Genomic DNA, 15,523 nt, shown 5'->3' with positions numbered 1-15,523 from the left:
ATCTGCTCCTCATAGTCAAGTTCCCGGAACTTTTCTATGAGCTTTTTTTCGTTTATATCATAATCGCAGTTGTTAATAGCGATATTATTGTTATTTCCGTTCTGAATATTGTTATTGGATCCGGAGGAGACAGCCTATGCATGGTTATCTACAAGAAACTTCACAGCTGCTTTATAAATATTTGTATTCTTTTGCGGATTAAGAAAATCATCAGAGTTTCGACCGGCAAGAGATTTCATAAGTGAAGCGTCAGATTGTATCAACTCCGCAAAAGAATAGTATTTGTTGTAATAAGGCACATCAAACATATTTCCAAAAGACTGACCGTGTACATTCTGATCAACTGCATAAGCATATAGTGCAGCGTTATTCTTTGCTCCACTATGCATGACAGTCTTGCGAAATAGACCGTCGTGTCCTATGTATGAAGTATAGCATATATGAAGATTGTTCGCTAAACTTATCAGCCATGGCTGCGGACTTTCGATACTGTCTTCGCCAACAGCTCGACTAATAATGTCACTCGCAACGTACTTGTTGATCTCTTCCGGAAAGCAAACATCCATATCCCGAAGATAATCAATTTGCCGTTCTGTAGCTTCTGGTGTAGCGATTAATTTTGCAGAGAGCGGTTGTTTTAGTCCTTCTTGTAGGCATCTCTGTATTGCATCTTGTTCAGATAGAGCTTGAACTGTTCGATAAACAGTTTTTGAATTGTCATTTTTGCCGCTTACTTTGAATTCTGAAAAATTCACAAATCTGTCAATTGAGCCGGCAGGCTTTCCAAAGTCAATAAAGCTAAAATCTTTGCAAACAGCTTTTGACTCAGTAGGAATCACTGCACGATTAGTTTGAATATTTATTGTGAAATTGGCTAAATCGATATCATTCGGAACAGTTTGAGCGGTTGTTTGCTGCGGAATAGCGGTTGGCTGAATATTGCTCGTTTGAATCGGGTTGGAAGAAGTTTTCTTCTTTGATCTGTTTATAAGCCAAACAGGAAGTGCAATCGGCCAAAAACAAAGAAACAAAAGCCATTTGATTAATGTGCCTATTAGTTTCATAATAATCATCCCCTTTACCCCATAACTATCATTTATTACCTCGATTTAAAATATCAAGTTTTATTTCCAGCTTGTCTTTCGTACTTAATTTAGAATAAGTATCCCAAACTTCGTCATCTTCAATTGCGGAAGGATTGCTAATATTGTTGCTGTTGTTTGTGATAACATTGTCTGAGCCGCTTGCAAAAACATTTCCGGATATGTACTGTGGATTAGCTCTGTCAAGGAGCTGATCTGCAGACACATTGAGAATATCAGCAACTTTTTTAAGATAATCAGATCGCATATATCCCTTTTTCCATGTTGATAAATTTCCGGAACTGCCAGTGACTTGTTTACACAGATTAGTTATGGTAATCCCATGTTCGTTGCATAGTTTTTCTATTATCTCATACATTTGTTGCACCTCCAAATAGAATATTTGCATAATCTGTGCGGCTATTTGAATTATAAATGCAACAGATTGAACAAAGTTCAAATAACTGCATTAAAAAGCATTTACAAACGCAAATATTTGCATTATAATAATTTATAGTAACAACAATTAGTTGTTAATCCTAATCAAAGTATACCATAAAACGAGGTATAAAGTCAATGTTAACACAGTCGGAGGTGAATATATCATGGGACTGGAACTTAAAATCAGACTTCTGAAACTCGGTATGACACAGAGAGATCTTCTTAAGATCCTGAGAGCCAAGGAAGACAAAGATCCGAAAGCATTCGAGGGCATTGTACTCGACACTTCATATATAAGTCACGCAGTAAATGACGAACCGGCAGAGCGGTTTGAGAGGCTTCGTGTGATAATAGAGCAGACGCTCACAGAGAAAGAAGCTCAGAGAGCGGCTGAAAATGCCGTAAAGGAAATGCAGATGAGACCTTTCCTTTAATCGGGAGAGGAAAAAGGGAGCCGCCTGACGAGGCGGTTGTGGCGCCCGCACAACAAATGTTTTTTGACGCCGGGGCGCATTTTAAAAATCAGATGTTCCCGACGATTATGTCGGTGACATACAAAAGGAGCCGCCGGCGCAGACGGACTCCTTCAGGATTATTCAGAATCAGTTGTGCGCGTTGTAGCACGCACAATTGACTCCTTTATTCTGGCATCTGATGCCATGGCATCCTTAAATCGATCTTTAAATTCATCAATCTCGATTGTCGTATTATCTTGCTTTTCAAATACGATTTTTCGGCACTTAGTAAAATCAGATGTTCCCGACGATTATGCCGGTGACATACAAAAGGAGCCGCCGGCGCAGACGGACTCCTTCAGGATTATTCAGAATCAGTTGTGCGCGTTGTAGCACGCACAATTGACTCCTTTATTCTGGCATCTGATGCCACGATATCCTTTAATCTGTCTTGAAGTTCATTAACGTTAAGGTCATCACGGTTCGTTGCGCCGTTAGATCTTTCAGAAACGATTTTGCGAATCTTAATAGTTGCATCTGTGATACGGTCCAAAAGTTTGAGTATCTGTTTGGATTCCGGGAACACAGATTGTTCTTCAAGATCTTCAAAAAAGAAGAAAAAGAAAGCACACACCTCCTTTCCAGGGGGATGGAAGTTTTTCCGCAATGCGCCTTGCGGAAAGCTTCTGTAATATTATTCGGCATAATAAAGCCGGAATAAACAGGGAAATTGAGGAGAGAAACAGAAAATGTATGATGCATCACAGGAAAAAGTTTATGAACATGACCGTTACAGCGTAATAAAACGCGTTACCGCATACGGTACGATGTATTCCCTCGTAAGAGCGGGATCGTCGTTCTTCATCGGAACGTTTATGTCGCTTACTTCGGCCATTGAATCAGCAGATGAAGCCGCCGTCAGAGAAAGGAAAGGTGAACATCCTTATGCCAAAGAGTAAACTTGCAGACATGATAAGTCATAAGTCGGATAACGACTATATAACAAATCTGGTTGCGAACATCAATTATGAAATGTTCCGTAAGAAGATCACGGTCAAGGACATTTCAAAGAAAACAGGTATAGCAGAAGCCACATTCAGGCTGAGAATGAATGAGCCGGGAACGTTCAAGCAGAGCGAGATCGTTCTTATTGCCGGAGCACTCAAAGTCAGTCCGTGGACGCTTGCCACGAAGCAGCTGAAGTATTCGGAGGTGAGGGTCGATGCATAAGAAGGATATAGCAGGCAGTAAGATACGTACATTCTGCATTGCCGTTTCACTGGTGCTTATGATTATCGACTGCACCTGTATAGCAACACAGTTCGCTGTGTCATACCTCTGGATAATCAGATATATGTACATACCGCTCTATGTGACAGCTGCATATATCACCATGCAGAAGCTCATTGATGATGACAGACGTCTGAGCCTTGAAAAGATCAGAGCGAGAAAAGAAAAGATCCGTAACCAGTGGATAGCCGATTACGAATCTTTCAGAAGGGAGATGCACGGAGTAGTAAATGAAGAGCAGGGAAGCAGGAGAGCAGGAAGCGCTCATTGAGTGGGCATATTTCATGGAGGCACAGTTCCCGGAACTGGAACTCCTCTATCACATCCCGAACGGCGGAAGCCGTCACAGGATAGAAGCGATTCACCTGAAACAGCAGGGAGTAAAAGCAGGCGTGCCGGATCTTCATCTTCCGGTAGCAAGAGGCGGATATCACAGTCTGTATATCGAAATGAAGGTAAAAGGCAACCGGCCGACACCGAAACAGATACACTGGCACATGATGCTCGTAGAACAGGGCAACAAAGTCGAGGTGTGTTATTCATTCGATGAAGCAAAGAACGTGCTCCTTGATTATCTCAAATCCACACGGGTGGAATAAAAAAGAAAACCCGTCGCAGACAGACAATTGCGACAGGTTCTCTTGCGATTAAACTTAATAAAATAAAGACGCTGATAACATTATAGCAACAACTTTTAAGAAAGTCAACCAAAAGTCCGGTAAAGTACCGGAAAAGTCCGGACAGTTCATAAAAGGGCAGAAAAAAAGCTCACCGCAGAGAAACAGTGAGCTTTTTCATAACTTAACCTTGTTGGACTGGTTGCGACAATCCATTAATCACATTATAAACGATTGTCCCCGAAAAGTCAACAGTATTTTTATGAAGGGAAGAAAATTTTATGGAAAAAGCATATTTTCAGTATAACGGAAATAACCAAGTAGGTAAACTTATAGCAAAACCGACCGCAGATGCACTCCTGACCTTCTGTGAACAGGAGCCTGAATTCGAACAGGCAATTGAACAGAGCGGCAAGAGCTTTGATGACTGTATAAAAGAAATAGCAAGAGGTTTCAATGCCTCTAACCCTGTATGTTCTGACTTCACAGTATTCAGAAAGGCAGTACAGTTCTATTTTCCCGGTGCGACTATCAGCTATAACATGGACATCCACCTGAGTGGAACGGTAGAAGCCAAAGAGAAAAAGCCGTACAAAAAGCCGGAAGTGATACCGCCGCCGCCGGTATCTGCACCGAAGCCGTCCGCATCAGCTTCAAAGAAGCTCACACTCAACCTCGATGACTTACTGGACTTCTGACGAGGTGACAATCATGCGGGAAATGACTGACAAGGAGCAGTACGCACTCCGGCTCATTGAGAGCACGGAAGTTGACACTGAAGAGTGGGACGAGATGCAGCGGGAGTATTTCCCGCACTACGGACTTTATCACAGAGAAGACGATCACCAGGTTGTTTTCTGTACGCACTGTGAGCAGTGGTTCAACGCGCATACAAGCAGTACCAGGCTGACGTCATACGGTTCAAAGAGGTTCAGCACAAAGAGAGCGGTTCACGGTGAACGTGATACCTGTCCGCTGTGTGAGCGGGGCATTACATACCTTGCAGACGGCAGAGGGCGAAAGAAATACTACGACAAAAGAAACTTTTCCGTATTCAGAGCGGTATCTGATACAGAAATCGTGATTCGCTGCTTCTATCTCCGCAGACAATTCTATGAACCTTCGAGCGGCAGTCTCTTTGGTGAGATATGTGATCATATCTTTGATTATGACGCATATGAAGTATGTCGTTATTATTTCTGCCTCGGTGAACCTCCGATGCGATTTCTTCCGAAGGTCGAAAAACAGGACGGACACTATGTCGGTGTGTGGAAAAAAGCAGCTGAGTGCAAAGAACCGATATTCATTATGACACCTTACAGCGGAGCGGATAACAGCTATACACCTATAGGTGATGACGTTATCGGTGAAACGAAGTTCCGGTATCTCGAAGAAGCAATAAACAGCTTCGACGTTCCTTCAAAACATCAGTCTTTTCTTAACGCGAACATTATCACTGTGCTCGGTGAATACTGTATACATCCTCAGATCGAATATCTGCTCAAGACAGGCTTCTCCAGCCTCGTGGTCGATAAATTTGATAAGTCTATGTGTGGCATTAAGCTGAACTGGAAGTCAAACAACGTCAAGAAGGTCCTTGGCATGACTGCAGAGGAAATGGAACTTCTGAGCGGGTGGGACACGGTAGAGATAGCACATTACAAGGAGCTCCGCCGGCGTGACAGCAGATCAACAGCAGCAGAAGTAGCTGAAATGGCGAAAAGCAGTCTCGGTATCGGATATAGCCGTTATTATTTCATTCGGGATGAACTCATAATGAACCGGAAGGAAACCTGCAGGTCAATCCTCCGGTATCTGAAGAAGAACAAAGCCACAATGTACGACTGGTGTGATTATATCGACCAGTGCAGACGGTTAAAATATGATCTTGAAGATCCGGTCATCTGGAAACCGTCAGACCTTACTGCTGCACATGACCGCTGTTCGAGAGTCATAGAAGCACTCAGGGAAGAAGAGGCGGCAAAGCGTAACAGGACTAAGGACAGAAAGCTCCGCCTGCTTAACCGTGCGCGTCAGGTATTACTGTTTACAGCTGACGACCTCGGCCTTACGATCGTTCTTCCTACCTGCATCAGGGATATCGTAAACGAGGGTAAAGCGCTCGTTCACTGTGTAGCCGGATATGCCGACAGACACGCAGACGGAAAGCTTAATATCCTCTTTATAAGGAAGATCGGAGACGAACAGACACCGTACTACACAATGGAAGTAAACACCGACGGTCACATAGTACAGTGCAGAGGCTACAAGAACGACCGTGAAAGCCCGAAGCCGGAAAGTATAAAGGAATTCGAGAGACAGTATCAGTGCTATCTTGACGCTCTGTACTTCTTCAAGATCGAGCCTGAGAGGGCAGAAAATAAGAAAAAAGCTGAAAAAGCAAAGAAAACAGCATAATACAGGAAGGAATAAGTAAAAATGAACGAATTAACGCTGAAAGATGAAGCCATCCGGATAGATAACGAAATACAGATGTGGGCTAACAACCTCGGAACAGCTGTATACAACATCGGCAGATGCATGACGCAGATGAAGGAACGCAAGCTCTACGAGGAACTCGGATACAGCACCTTCGAGGACTACTGTGAGCAGAAGTACCAGCTTAAGCGTTCACAGGCTGCAAAGTATCTCAGCGTCTATCAGAACCTCGACGAAAAGTACATCCTTGACAATCAGGGAGCGGGAATACAGAAGCTCTACATGATCTCCCAGATATCAGAGGAAGACCGTGAGAACATCGAAGGAACGCCCGAGGAGCTTTCCGTAACAGAACTGAAAGCACAGATAGAACAGCTGAAAAAGGAACGTGAAGGCGAACAGCTCCAGTTCTTTGAACTGCAGGAGAAATCAGAAAAGGCGAAAACAGAAGAAGATAAACTCCGTGAGAAGATTAAGAGGCTCGAAAATCAGTTCAAGGATGCTGAAATCGAGCACTTGAACCAGCTGTCAGACGCAACACGAAAGAATGAAAAGCTTGAAAAGAAGATCAAGGAGCTTGAAAGCAAGCCTCAGGACGTTGCTGTGGTCGAACCTACAGAGGAAGAGATCATGCAGAAAGCCGAAGAACTTGCTGCTGAAAGATCAGAGGAGATAATCCGTGCTGAGCGGCAGGACTGGACCAGTCAGATAGAAGAACTGAAGGAACAGCTTAAGGCAAAAGAGCAGGAAACCGAAAATATAAAAGCCGGATATGAAAAGAAGCTCGAAAACCTTGCCGGATCTACACCGGCAGAAGCAGAGGAATCCACACAGGTGGATGCAGCCGAAGAAGAAAAGGCACGCATGAAAGAACTTCTCACCTACATCATCAACGCCTCGAACGAAGCACTGGAGCTTGCACAGCTCTCAGAAAACTCTGAAATGTGGATGGAAAAGCTAAGAGCGGTATTCGGAAGCATTTCACAGAAGCTTGAAGGCGATGCATTCTGATGTATTACAAGATAGGGAATATCGAACTTAACTATGATCCGGGCATCCTTGCCGGAAGTGTCTCAAACAGGAACAAGACATGGCACGGAACGAACGTGTTCGAGCTTCTGAACATCTTCATGAATGAGATTGACCACAGTCTCAGAACTGACGTCCGCCGGCGGCTTGACGGTACCGGAATAAACATCTGGACCGGAATGCCGGAAGAGAAAAAAGAAAAGTAAAGAAAAGCAGTCCCTGCAATACGGGACTGCAAAAAAATCCCCTGTTCAGGGGCTTAGAGCTCGATATTCTATCATAACTTAACGACCACACACAGAGAGAACGAGGCTGCGATGACCAGGTACAGAGAGAAGAAGTATATATGCGGGAAATACATGGAAGTAAATGTATATCCTGCATATGAACAGATAAAAGGCAAGAGGAAAAAAGTAAAACAGACATCAGAGGTGCAGAAAGCACTGAATGATCACAACAGAAAGAAAAAACTGACAAGACTGTTAAACACGAACTTTGACGAAAACGACATCAAGATAGAGCTGACCTATGCTGAAAATCCGAAAAGCGATGAAGAAGCAGAGAAGTGTCTGAGAAACTTCCTCCGGAGACTGAAAAGACACCGCAAAAAGAAAAATCTGCCTGATCTGAAATACATAGTGATAACAGAGAAGGGAAAGCGGAGCGGGAGAATACACCATCACTGCATCCTGAACGGCGGACTGCTTCTCAGTGAGATAAGAGACATCTGGGGACTGGGTATCATCAGAGCATCACAGCTTGAGCCGGGAGACAAAGGCTTCGAAGCTCTTGCGAATTATCTGACGAAGAACATCACCAACGGAGAAATAGAAGCATATGAAAAAGCATGGCACGCTTCCCGAAATCTCGTTCAGCCTGTCGAAAGAACAAACGACAGCAGAATCTCACGCAAAAAGGCAAGAGAAATGTATGAGAATCAGGAGAGCAGAGATATATTCGAGAAGCTTTACCCGGATCACTTCTTTGTGGAGTGTCAGCCGATCTACAACGAAGTGAACGGACAGTATTATCTGAGCATATTTATGAGAAAGAAGGAGTGAAAAGAATGAAAGCAAGAACGGTAGCATCAAAGAAGGATATCGAACGTGTCAATGAAGCAGTATGGAAACTGACTCTTGAAAGTATAATAGACGGGAACGCTGTTATGCTGATAGCTGCTAAGCACTTCTTCGGACTTGGACCGAAAAGAATGAAAGCCTTCATGGAGTTCTTTGATAAAGTCAAGGCTGAGTATGACGTTCATGAAAAAGACGGCATATTCAAGGAGAAGATCAGAGAAGAACTTGAAGCTTCAGGAATTGACGTAGATGAAATGTATACAGTAGACAGTTCATTTGAGGATGTGTACAGGAAGACCAGAAGAGCGGATAAAAGCAAGCCGTGCATGGCGGAAGCTATTCAGGTTAAGAACAACCTTGATGCATTCAGGAGGTGGAGCAATGCCGAAAATATTCAAAGTAAAGTTTAAGAACACAGACCTTTACAGCTTCGTGGATGACGCTGTTCTTGAAGGCGCTCTTCAGGGTGTGTTTCCGAGGGCAGTCCTTGAAGTTGATGAGATAAAGGAAGTAAATGAGATGATGAAAGAGAGGATGAAAAAGAATGAAAGCAAACATGAGAATATCAAAGACCACGGTATACGCAAATGACATTTGAACAGATCAATAAACTCGCCGGCACAGGTCAGCCGATGCCGGAGGAACTGAACGGAGCGGAACAGCTCGCCTTCCTGAGCCTGCGTCTGCTCCATACACAGTACATAGCCGACAAGATGGATATCGAACAGGCACGACTTGAAAAGGTCCGCATAGCAAAACAACTTGAAGTAAATCTGCTCAGTATGAGAACCTGGGAATCAGCAATGACAAAGGAGCGGAAACTGTCAACCCTTACACCACAGCTGAAAGATTACGGCTGTCCGCTCTGCCGCCGGTTCTTCTATACACTGAGCGGCTATAAAACACATGAAAAAGATATGGAGGATGAAACCAATGGATCACAAAATAATCTTTGAGGAGTACACGAAAGCCACAAATAAAGTGAAGTACATCAAGGAAAAAGCCAAATCTCTTGGAGTATATGATTCAGATATCATCTGCGAACTCTTCAAGAGCGGCTATAAGTTTGAGGAACTCAAAAGAGCCAACAAGGCAACCTATAACGCAGGAATGAAGAAATACGAAAAGTGGAAAGAAAACGGTTCACCGGAAGATGAAGACGCCGACGCACTGGAAAGCACCGAACCTGAGCAGTCAGAACCCGCTCCGTCCACTCGAGTGGATGAAGAAAACTATAAACCGGAGGATTATATAGCACATCTGGAAAAAGTGCTTAAGGAACAGGAAGAAAAGATGACTGAGCTCATCAGCACGAACCAGTATCTTGAAGATCAGAAAAAGAACCTTGATGATGAAATCGAGCGGCTCAGTCATGAAAAGTGCCGTCTTGAAGCTGAAAACAGAAAACTCAAGATCAGAGTGCAGGAACTCCTTGAACGTTCTGAAACAACCCTTGAATCCACACGAGTGGACGAAGAGAACACTTACGACATGAAAAAACTCATGGACGAGAACTGTCAGCTGAAAGCAGATCTCAGCCAGTCGAAATGTGCATATGACGAAATGCTTAAGAATTACAATGATGCAATGCTCATGAATAAGCAGCTTGAAAGTCAGCTCGCAATTGAAAAAGCTGATAATGAATCAGAAAGCAGAAATCTGAAACTTGCATACAGGGAGAACGAGGAGCTGAGAACAAAGGTTCAGAAATGCGAAGCGTTCATAATAAACCAGATGGTTTATGTGGATCATTCAGACTTCGGTCTGAAAAATGGCTGTCTGATCAATCTTGATTTTAGCAAAATGACGGAAGATGAAAAAGAAAAGTTCTTCAAAAGTCAGAGGAGGGAACGAACAATTGATCAGTGAAGACGAAGCCCGTGAAGCGATATTCACATTGAAGCAATACTGCAGGGAGCATCATACGATGAAAGATTACGGCGATGAGGTTTGTGAAGGCTGCCGGGATATGCCGGAAGGAAAGCCGCTCGAACCGCCGCCGGAAAACTATGAGCCTTGTATCTTCAAGTACAAGGATTACTGTGCTCTTGACTGTGGTATGTACGGCACACCGAACGAATGGGATGAAGATTAAGGCATGACGTGCAACGATTGCCGGAAATATCCCGGCTGTCTCGAACGAAGCAGGGAATATCCCTGCAGGGGGTTTGAATATGATAAAGGAATTGGAAAAACAAAAGCAGAGGGTAGAAGAAGCAAAGAAAAGAGCATACGAGGCACAGGATTTCGAAAGCAGATACCTGTTAAGCCTTGAACTCCTGAAGCTTCACCTCATGGAGCCAATTGCCGCCGAGCGGCTCCTGTACATCCGTATGATCTACGGCCTGAAATCAGTCCCGTGGATACTGGCGGAGAAGGAAATAGAAGAAAGCAGATATAGGGAAGGAGAAGAGGATGACACCTGAACAGGAAAGAAAGAAGGAATGGCTTAACCGTGCGTTCTATGCTGATCAGAAGATAAAAGCCCTTGAAGCGGTTCAGATAGAGGATACAGCACTTGTCACGAAGTACAAGGAGAAATGCACGAACCTTCAGGAACTTGCAAGCTTCACGGAAGAACTTGAAAAGCGGGAGCAGGAACTGAGAAGAAGCCTTGACGGTCTCCAGCTCATCCGTGAAGAGATCAGAGCGGCAATAAAAGCCGTACATAATCCTGAAGCCGAAAGCATTCTGAATATGAAATACTTAGGCTACATGAAGACCTGCGAGATCGCTGACAAACTGAACTACGATCGCCGAACCATTCAGCGCAAACACATTGAAGCACTCGACAGCATAACCATTGACACAGTGGGTGAACTGTGATAGAATTGAATTGCTGTTCTGGCTGCAACAGACACAGCAAGTGAAACAAACTTATCATCTTCTCCACGCGGAAGATCCGACACGTAAAGAACCTACCGACTATAACTGGTAGGCTCTTTGCTTATATAATAAACTTGACATAACTGATAGATGATGATATAATTGAGTTATCGAAAATAAACCTGCGGTCAAACGCAAAGAGAGACACCCTACTAAAGTGCCAGCTTTAGGGGTGTCTCTCTCTTTGTTTTTGCGATCAAAAGCTATTATGAATGAGCGGCAATGTAATCATCAATAGCTTTCTTGATCACGGTTGTAGGTGTCGTGCCGTTAGCCTGACACACTTCACGGAACTTTTCAAGAATTTCCGGCTTGAGGTCAAGCGGGAATCTCACGTAGTTCTTGCGTAAGTATTTCTGCTGAGCGGCACTTTTCGGTTTCTGTTCTTCCATGGTTTCATCCTTTCGCAATACTCATTATCATGAACACAAGAACGGCAGCGAGTCCGATCAGTTCAAGAACCTTGAGTACAAGTTTGATTGTTTCCTTTTTCATGTTGACAGGTTGAAGTTTGTCTGTTATCATATAAGTGATACCGAGCGGAACTCTGTCACCGTTCCGCCGGTAGCTTACCGTTCTTTCAGTTTAGTCATCTAAGCTTTTAAGAACGTCTATCAGAATCTTGATCCACCCTATCAGTGAGATGATTCTGATTATAAGCCTTTCGAGATCCTCCACGATTTCGGAAGGCTTTTTTATTTTTCTCTTCAACCTTGTTTTCACCTCCTCTCTATGTTTATATTATAGCATAAACGTACGTATATGTCAATAGGTTTTCAGAAAATATTTTGAAAAAATAGAAAATAAATCATGTCGTAGAATGTCGCACCTGACCTGTGTTATTATGTACTTAGAAACCAATCGGAAGACTGGCGAATGCGCCACTGGGTTTCTCCGGACGAGTATTCCGGCGTCCGGCTTTCCTTTCTTCCGTTTCAATCTTTTCCCCTACCATGTATTAGATATCCCCTAAAAATCCCTGTGAGGTGAAAGCGATGAGCAGGTCAGCATATACCATCAGCATGCGTGACGCTGATAAGATCCGGAAACATCTTGACAAACTGCAGGAAGGCAGTGAGACGGCGATTAAACGAACCGTCTCGGATATCCGCACACGTGCCCCCGGCTGGGTATCCAAAGGTGTGAGACAGCACTACGGTGTTGATACAGCCGGTGTCAAGTCAGCGTCGGTCAGAGTTGAAGACAACTCGGGAGGCAGAAGCATTGCCGGTGTGTCGATCAGGTACAGAGGCAGACCGCTCACGCTCACTCACTTCAGCATGTCGCCAAAGGAACGACCGGCAAAGAAGAAGTATACAGTCAGTGCGACGATCATCAAAGGACAGCGTAAAGCAATGGACAGGAAGACGTACATACACAGCGGATTACCGTTCCAGCGTCGTGGCGCGTCACGTTATCCTGTGGATGTCGTAAAGACACTATCCGTTCCTCAGATGATAAGCGGTAAGGCAAAGGAAACGGTAGAAGATATTTTGAATGAAAATATAGAAAAAAGATTTGAAAATCACGTAAATCAGCTGTTGAAGTAGCGGAAACGACGCAAAAAGGTACTGTGAACGTCCTGAGAAATTCCTGCGGTGCTTGCGAGCCCAGCGGTTCGCCAGATACAAGGGAAAATTTTCATATAATTTCGTTACGTTAACAGCACATACAGAATATACCATACAGAACCGGAGGCGAGAGAAGAGATGGCAGCCGAAAAAGATAATTTGGTGACATCGGAGAGAATTGCCGAACTCCTCGGCGTTCAGGTTCGCAGAGTACAGCAGCTGACGCAGGAGGGTGTCATTCCGGCTAAGTCTTCACGACCGTACAGGTACGACTTGTTCGAAGTTGCTCAGGTCTACATCCAGTATCTGAGTGAGAAGATCGCAGGAAGAGAGAGCAAGCACGCCGACATCAGAGAGGCGGAACAGGACAAGCTCCGTGCAGAAGCTGACTGGAAAATGGCGAAAGCTAAGATATCAGAAATGGAACTCGCAGAACTTGAAGGGACAATGCACCGGTCTGATGATGTAGTCGAAGTCATGAACGCTCTTGTCTATGCGGTGAGAAGCAATGTGCTTTCATTACCTGGACGGCTTGCAATGGACGTCGCAAAGGCATCCAGTGCAAACGAAGCTTCAGCTATCATCAGAAGAGAGTGCAACAACATCCTTGAAGATCTGTCAAACTACAAATACAACCCTGACGAATTCAGGCGGAAGGTGAGAGAACGTCAGGGTAAGAAAGACGACGAAGATGAAACCGATTGATCTTGTGCGGATCAATCGCACACTGTCAAAAGCCGTCAAAAACTTCAAACCGCCTGAAAATCTCACCTTATCAGAATGGGCTGACAAGTACAGGCGACTGTCCTCTGAGAGCTCCGCAGAAGCCGGACCGTGGCGTACCTCGAGAACGCCATACCTCAAAGAACCAATGGACGCCTTTACTGATCCTAAAGTTGAAAGAATTGTAATGGTCGCAGCCAGTCAGGTAGGAAAGTCAGAATTCGAACTCAATGCTATCTCGTATATCATTGATCAGGATCCTGGATCTATCATGTACATTCAGCCGACACTTGAAGATGCTCAGAAGTTTTCCCGTCTGCGTATTGCACCGATGATCCGTGACAACAAGCGGCTTCGTGTGAAAGTTGCAGATGTCAAGTCGAGGGATGGCGGAAATACCATCCTGCAGAAAAGCTTTCCGGGAGGTATGCTTACGATCACAGGTTCAAACAGTGCATCAGCACTCGCTTCAACACCTGCCCGTTATGTCATAGGTGACGAGCGGGACAGATGGGCGGCATCCGCTGGAACGGAAGGTGACCCGTGGAAACTTGCTGAAGCACGTCAGACAACATTCTATAACCGGAAAAGCATAGAAGTTTCCACTCCTACGATCAAGGGTATGAGTAACATAGAAGCATCCTTCGCAGAGGGCACACAGGAGCGGTGGTGTCCGAAGTGCCCGCACTGCGGAGAGTTCAGCGACGTAACCTTTGACCGTATCAAGTTTACATTTACCACCGAGAAGATCAGAGGCAAGAACGTCTATAACGTTGACGACGATATAAAATTCAGCTGTCCGCACTGCGGAGCATTATCTTCTGAACAGGAAATAAGATCTCAGCCACACAAGTGGATAGCAGAGAACCCTGATGCATATAAGAAGGGAATACGTTCCTTCTGGCTGTCGGCTTTCGCTTCACCATGGACACCATGGAAGAAGATCGTCACGAAGTTTCTTGACTCAAAGGACGACCCTGAAAAGCTGAAAGTCGTATATAATACGCTTTTCGGTGAACTGTGGGAAGAACGCATAGACGACGCTGACGAAGAAGCTCTCATGAGCAGGCGTGAAGACTATGGTACAAAGCCGGACGGTTCAGCCGTCGAACTCCCCGACGGTGTTTTATGTCTTACCTGCGGCGTAGATACGCAGGACAACAGACTTGAATACGAAGTAGTCGGATATGGTCTTTACGGTGAATCATGGGGCATCAAAAAGGGTTATATCATGGGCAAGCCGGACAGTGATGATGTGTGGCTGCAGTTTGATGATATAATCGACCACGTTTATACCTTTGCGAGCGGCAAGGGCTTAAGGATCTCCATGACTTGCATTGACTCAGGCGGTCACTACACGCAGGAGATATACGAGCGGTGCCGTGAACGCAAGGACAAGCGTGTATTTGCGATCAAAGGTAAGGGCGGGGACGGTGTACCATTCGTAACACCGCCTTCACGCGTACCTATCAAGGATAGTAAAAAAATCACTTGCTGGCTCTACAGCCTCGGTGTCGATGCCGGCAAGGAAAGCATTATGTCCGCTCTGCAGGTGCAGGAACCAGGGCCAAAGTTCTGTCATTTCCCGAAAGATGAAGAAAAAGGCTATGACGCTTATTTCTTCAGTGGTTTACTCTCTGAGCGGCTCGAACAGGTGAAGTCAAGGACGGGTACTAAGTGGGCGTGGGTAAAGCTTCCGGGTCACAATCGAAATGAAGCGCTCGATTGCAGGAACTATGCCAACGCTGCACTTAAAATCATAGATCCGGACATGTTTGCTCTTGAAGCAAGGCTGAAAGGATTACCGGACAAGCCTGAACAGCCGAAAAGGCAGGAGCTGAAACCGCAGAAACAGACTCCTGTAAGGCGAAAAAACGTTACTGATCAATATTTTGAAAGCTGGTAGGTGAT

24 protein-coding genes are annotated in these 15,523 nt (G+C 44.7%); 20 read left to right on the top strand and 4 right to left on the bottom strand.

Annotated features, from left to right (window positions below):
* Positions 1-134: 134 nt before the first annotated feature.
* Entirely contained in the window at positions 135-1,064 is a 930-nt protein-coding gene (locus CC97_RS01000) for a hypothetical protein (RefSeq protein ID WP_044973294.1), read from the bottom strand.
* A gap of 28 nt (positions 1,065-1,092) precedes the next feature.
* Positions 1,093-1,461: a helix-turn-helix transcriptional regulator gene (locus CC97_RS18395; RefSeq protein WP_049962594.1), complete on the bottom strand. Its 369-nt coding sequence runs from the start codon at positions 1,459-1,461 to the stop codon at positions 1,093-1,095.
* 226 nt (positions 1,462-1,687) lie between these two features.
* Here CC97_RS18395 and CC97_RS00990 point away from each other — a divergent pair, with 226 nt between their 5' ends.
* The 17 genes from CC97_RS00990 to CC97_RS00905 all read left to right on the top strand — a co-directional run bounded on the left by CC97_RS00990 (position 1,688) and on the right by CC97_RS00905 (position 11,258).
* Complete coding sequence (locus CC97_RS00990; RefSeq protein WP_044973292.1) at positions 1,688-1,957, top strand: hypothetical protein; 270 nt, start codon at positions 1,688-1,690, stop codon at positions 1,955-1,957.
* Between the two features lie 770 nt (positions 1,958-2,727).
* Complete coding sequence (locus CC97_RS00980; protein ID WP_044973289.1) at positions 2,728-2,937, top strand: hypothetical protein; 210 nt, start codon at positions 2,728-2,730, stop codon at positions 2,935-2,937.
* Positions 2,924-3,208: a helix-turn-helix transcriptional regulator gene (locus tag CC97_RS00975; protein WP_044973287.1), complete on the top strand. Its 285-nt coding sequence runs from the start codon at positions 2,924-2,926 to the stop codon at positions 3,206-3,208. Before CC97_RS00980 ends, CC97_RS00975 begins: the two co-directional genes overlap by 14 nt.
* Positions 3,201-3,539: a hypothetical protein gene (locus tag CC97_RS00970; RefSeq protein WP_044973285.1), complete on the top strand. Its 339-nt coding sequence runs from the start codon at positions 3,201-3,203 to the stop codon at positions 3,537-3,539. Before CC97_RS00975 ends, CC97_RS00970 begins: the two co-directional genes overlap by 8 nt.
* Complete coding sequence (locus CC97_RS00965; protein WP_044973282.1) at positions 3,499-3,867, top strand: VRR-NUC domain-containing protein; 369 nt, start codon at positions 3,499-3,501, stop codon at positions 3,865-3,867. Before CC97_RS00970 ends, CC97_RS00965 begins: the two co-directional genes overlap by 41 nt.
* Positions 3,868-4,166: 299 nt before the next feature.
* Entirely contained in the window at positions 4,167-4,583 is a 417-nt protein-coding gene (locus CC97_RS18390) for a hypothetical protein (protein ID WP_049962593.1), read from the top strand.
* 13 nt (positions 4,584-4,596) lie between these two features.
* Positions 4,597-6,303 (top strand): PcfJ domain-containing protein, encoded by a 1,707-nt coding sequence (locus CC97_RS00955; RefSeq protein WP_044973281.1) that lies wholly within the window; start codon positions 4,597-4,599, stop codon positions 6,301-6,303.
* A gap of 21 nt (positions 6,304-6,324) precedes the next feature.
* The gene (locus CC97_RS00950; protein ID WP_044973280.1) at positions 6,325-7,335 is read left to right on the top strand and encodes a hypothetical protein; all 1,011 of its coding nucleotides are present in this window, start codon (positions 6,325-6,327) and stop codon (positions 7,333-7,335) included.
* On the top strand, positions 7,335-7,559 hold the full coding sequence (locus tag CC97_RS00945) for a hypothetical protein (RefSeq protein ID WP_044973279.1): 225 nt from the start codon (positions 7,335-7,337) through the stop codon (positions 7,557-7,559). Before CC97_RS00950 ends, CC97_RS00945 begins: the two co-directional genes overlap by 1 nt.
* Before the next feature lie 111 nt (positions 7,560-7,670).
* Positions 7,671-8,414: a hypothetical protein gene (locus CC97_RS00940; protein ID WP_044973276.1), complete on the top strand. Its 744-nt coding sequence runs from the start codon at positions 7,671-7,673 to the stop codon at positions 8,412-8,414.
* A 5-nt stretch (positions 8,415-8,419) separates the two neighbouring features.
* Positions 8,420-8,842 (top strand): hypothetical protein, encoded by a 423-nt coding sequence (locus CC97_RS00935; protein WP_044973273.1) that lies wholly within the window; start codon positions 8,420-8,422, stop codon positions 8,840-8,842.
* Complete coding sequence (locus CC97_RS00930) at positions 8,814-9,023, top strand: hypothetical protein (protein ID WP_044973272.1); 210 nt, start codon at positions 8,814-8,816, stop codon at positions 9,021-9,023. The genes CC97_RS00935 and CC97_RS00930 overlap by 29 nt, the downstream gene beginning before the upstream one ends.
* Positions 9,020-9,388, top strand: coding sequence for a hypothetical protein (locus CC97_RS00925; RefSeq protein WP_044973270.1), 369 nt, complete (start codon positions 9,020-9,022; stop codon positions 9,386-9,388). The genes CC97_RS00930 and CC97_RS00925 overlap by 4 nt, the downstream gene beginning before the upstream one ends.
* The gene (locus CC97_RS20720) at positions 9,366-10,301 is read left to right on the top strand and encodes a hypothetical protein (protein ID WP_044973268.1); all 936 of its coding nucleotides are present in this window, start codon (positions 9,366-9,368) and stop codon (positions 10,299-10,301) included. Before CC97_RS00925 ends, CC97_RS20720 begins: the two co-directional genes overlap by 23 nt.
* Positions 10,291-10,527: a hypothetical protein gene (locus tag CC97_RS00915; protein ID WP_044973266.1), complete on the top strand. Its 237-nt coding sequence runs from the start codon at positions 10,291-10,293 to the stop codon at positions 10,525-10,527. The genes CC97_RS20720 and CC97_RS00915 overlap by 11 nt, the downstream gene beginning before the upstream one ends.
* A 79-nt stretch (positions 10,528-10,606) precedes the next feature.
* Positions 10,607-10,858 (top strand): hypothetical protein, encoded by a 252-nt coding sequence (locus tag CC97_RS00910; protein WP_044973264.1) that lies wholly within the window; start codon positions 10,607-10,609, stop codon positions 10,856-10,858.
* Positions 10,848-11,258 carry a DUF1492 domain-containing protein gene (locus tag CC97_RS00905; RefSeq protein WP_044973262.1) on the top strand — a complete coding sequence of 137 codons (411 nt, stop codon included), beginning with the start codon at positions 10,848-10,850 and terminating at the stop codon, positions 11,256-11,258. The genes CC97_RS00910 and CC97_RS00905 overlap by 11 nt, the downstream gene beginning before the upstream one ends.
* A 266-nt stretch (positions 11,259-11,524) precedes the next feature.
* On the opposite strand, the gene CC97_RS00900 is transcribed toward CC97_RS00905, so the two are convergent.
* Both CC97_RS00900 and CC97_RS21235 read right to left on the bottom strand, forming a co-directional pair.
* Entirely contained in the window at positions 11,525-11,710 is a 186-nt protein-coding gene (locus CC97_RS00900) for a hypothetical protein (protein ID WP_044973260.1), read from the bottom strand.
* 4 nt (positions 11,711-11,714) lie between these two features.
* Positions 11,715-11,843 carry a hypothetical protein gene (locus tag CC97_RS21235; RefSeq protein WP_278245303.1) on the bottom strand — a complete coding sequence of 43 codons (129 nt, stop codon included), beginning with the start codon at positions 11,841-11,843 and terminating at the stop codon, positions 11,715-11,717.
* Positions 11,844-12,313: 470 nt separating this feature from the next.
* Between CC97_RS21235 and CC97_RS00895 the strand changes: the two genes are divergently transcribed.
* The 3 genes from CC97_RS00895 (at position 12,314) to CC97_RS00885 (ending at position 15,518) form a co-directional block, all read left to right on the top strand.
* Entirely contained in the window at positions 12,314-12,868 is a 555-nt protein-coding gene (locus CC97_RS00895) for a hypothetical protein (protein ID WP_044973259.1), read from the top strand.
* A 159-nt stretch (positions 12,869-13,027) separates the two neighbouring features.
* A complete protein-coding gene (locus CC97_RS00890) occupies positions 13,028-13,594 on the top strand; it encodes a protoporphyrinogen oxidase (RefSeq protein WP_044973257.1) in 567 nt (188 codons plus the stop codon).
* Positions 13,581-15,518: a phage terminase large subunit family protein gene (locus CC97_RS00885; RefSeq protein ID WP_044973255.1), complete on the top strand. Its 1,938-nt coding sequence runs from the start codon at positions 13,581-13,583 to the stop codon at positions 15,516-15,518. The genes CC97_RS00890 and CC97_RS00885 overlap by 14 nt, the downstream gene beginning before the upstream one ends.
* Positions 15,519-15,523 lie beyond the last annotated feature (5 nt).

Source organism: Ruminococcus sp. HUN007 (assembly GCF_000712055.1).
Classification (GTDB): domain Bacteria; phylum Bacillota; class Clostridia; order Oscillospirales; family Ruminococcaceae; genus HUN007.
This window is presented reverse-complemented; position numbering and strand designations above follow the sequence as displayed.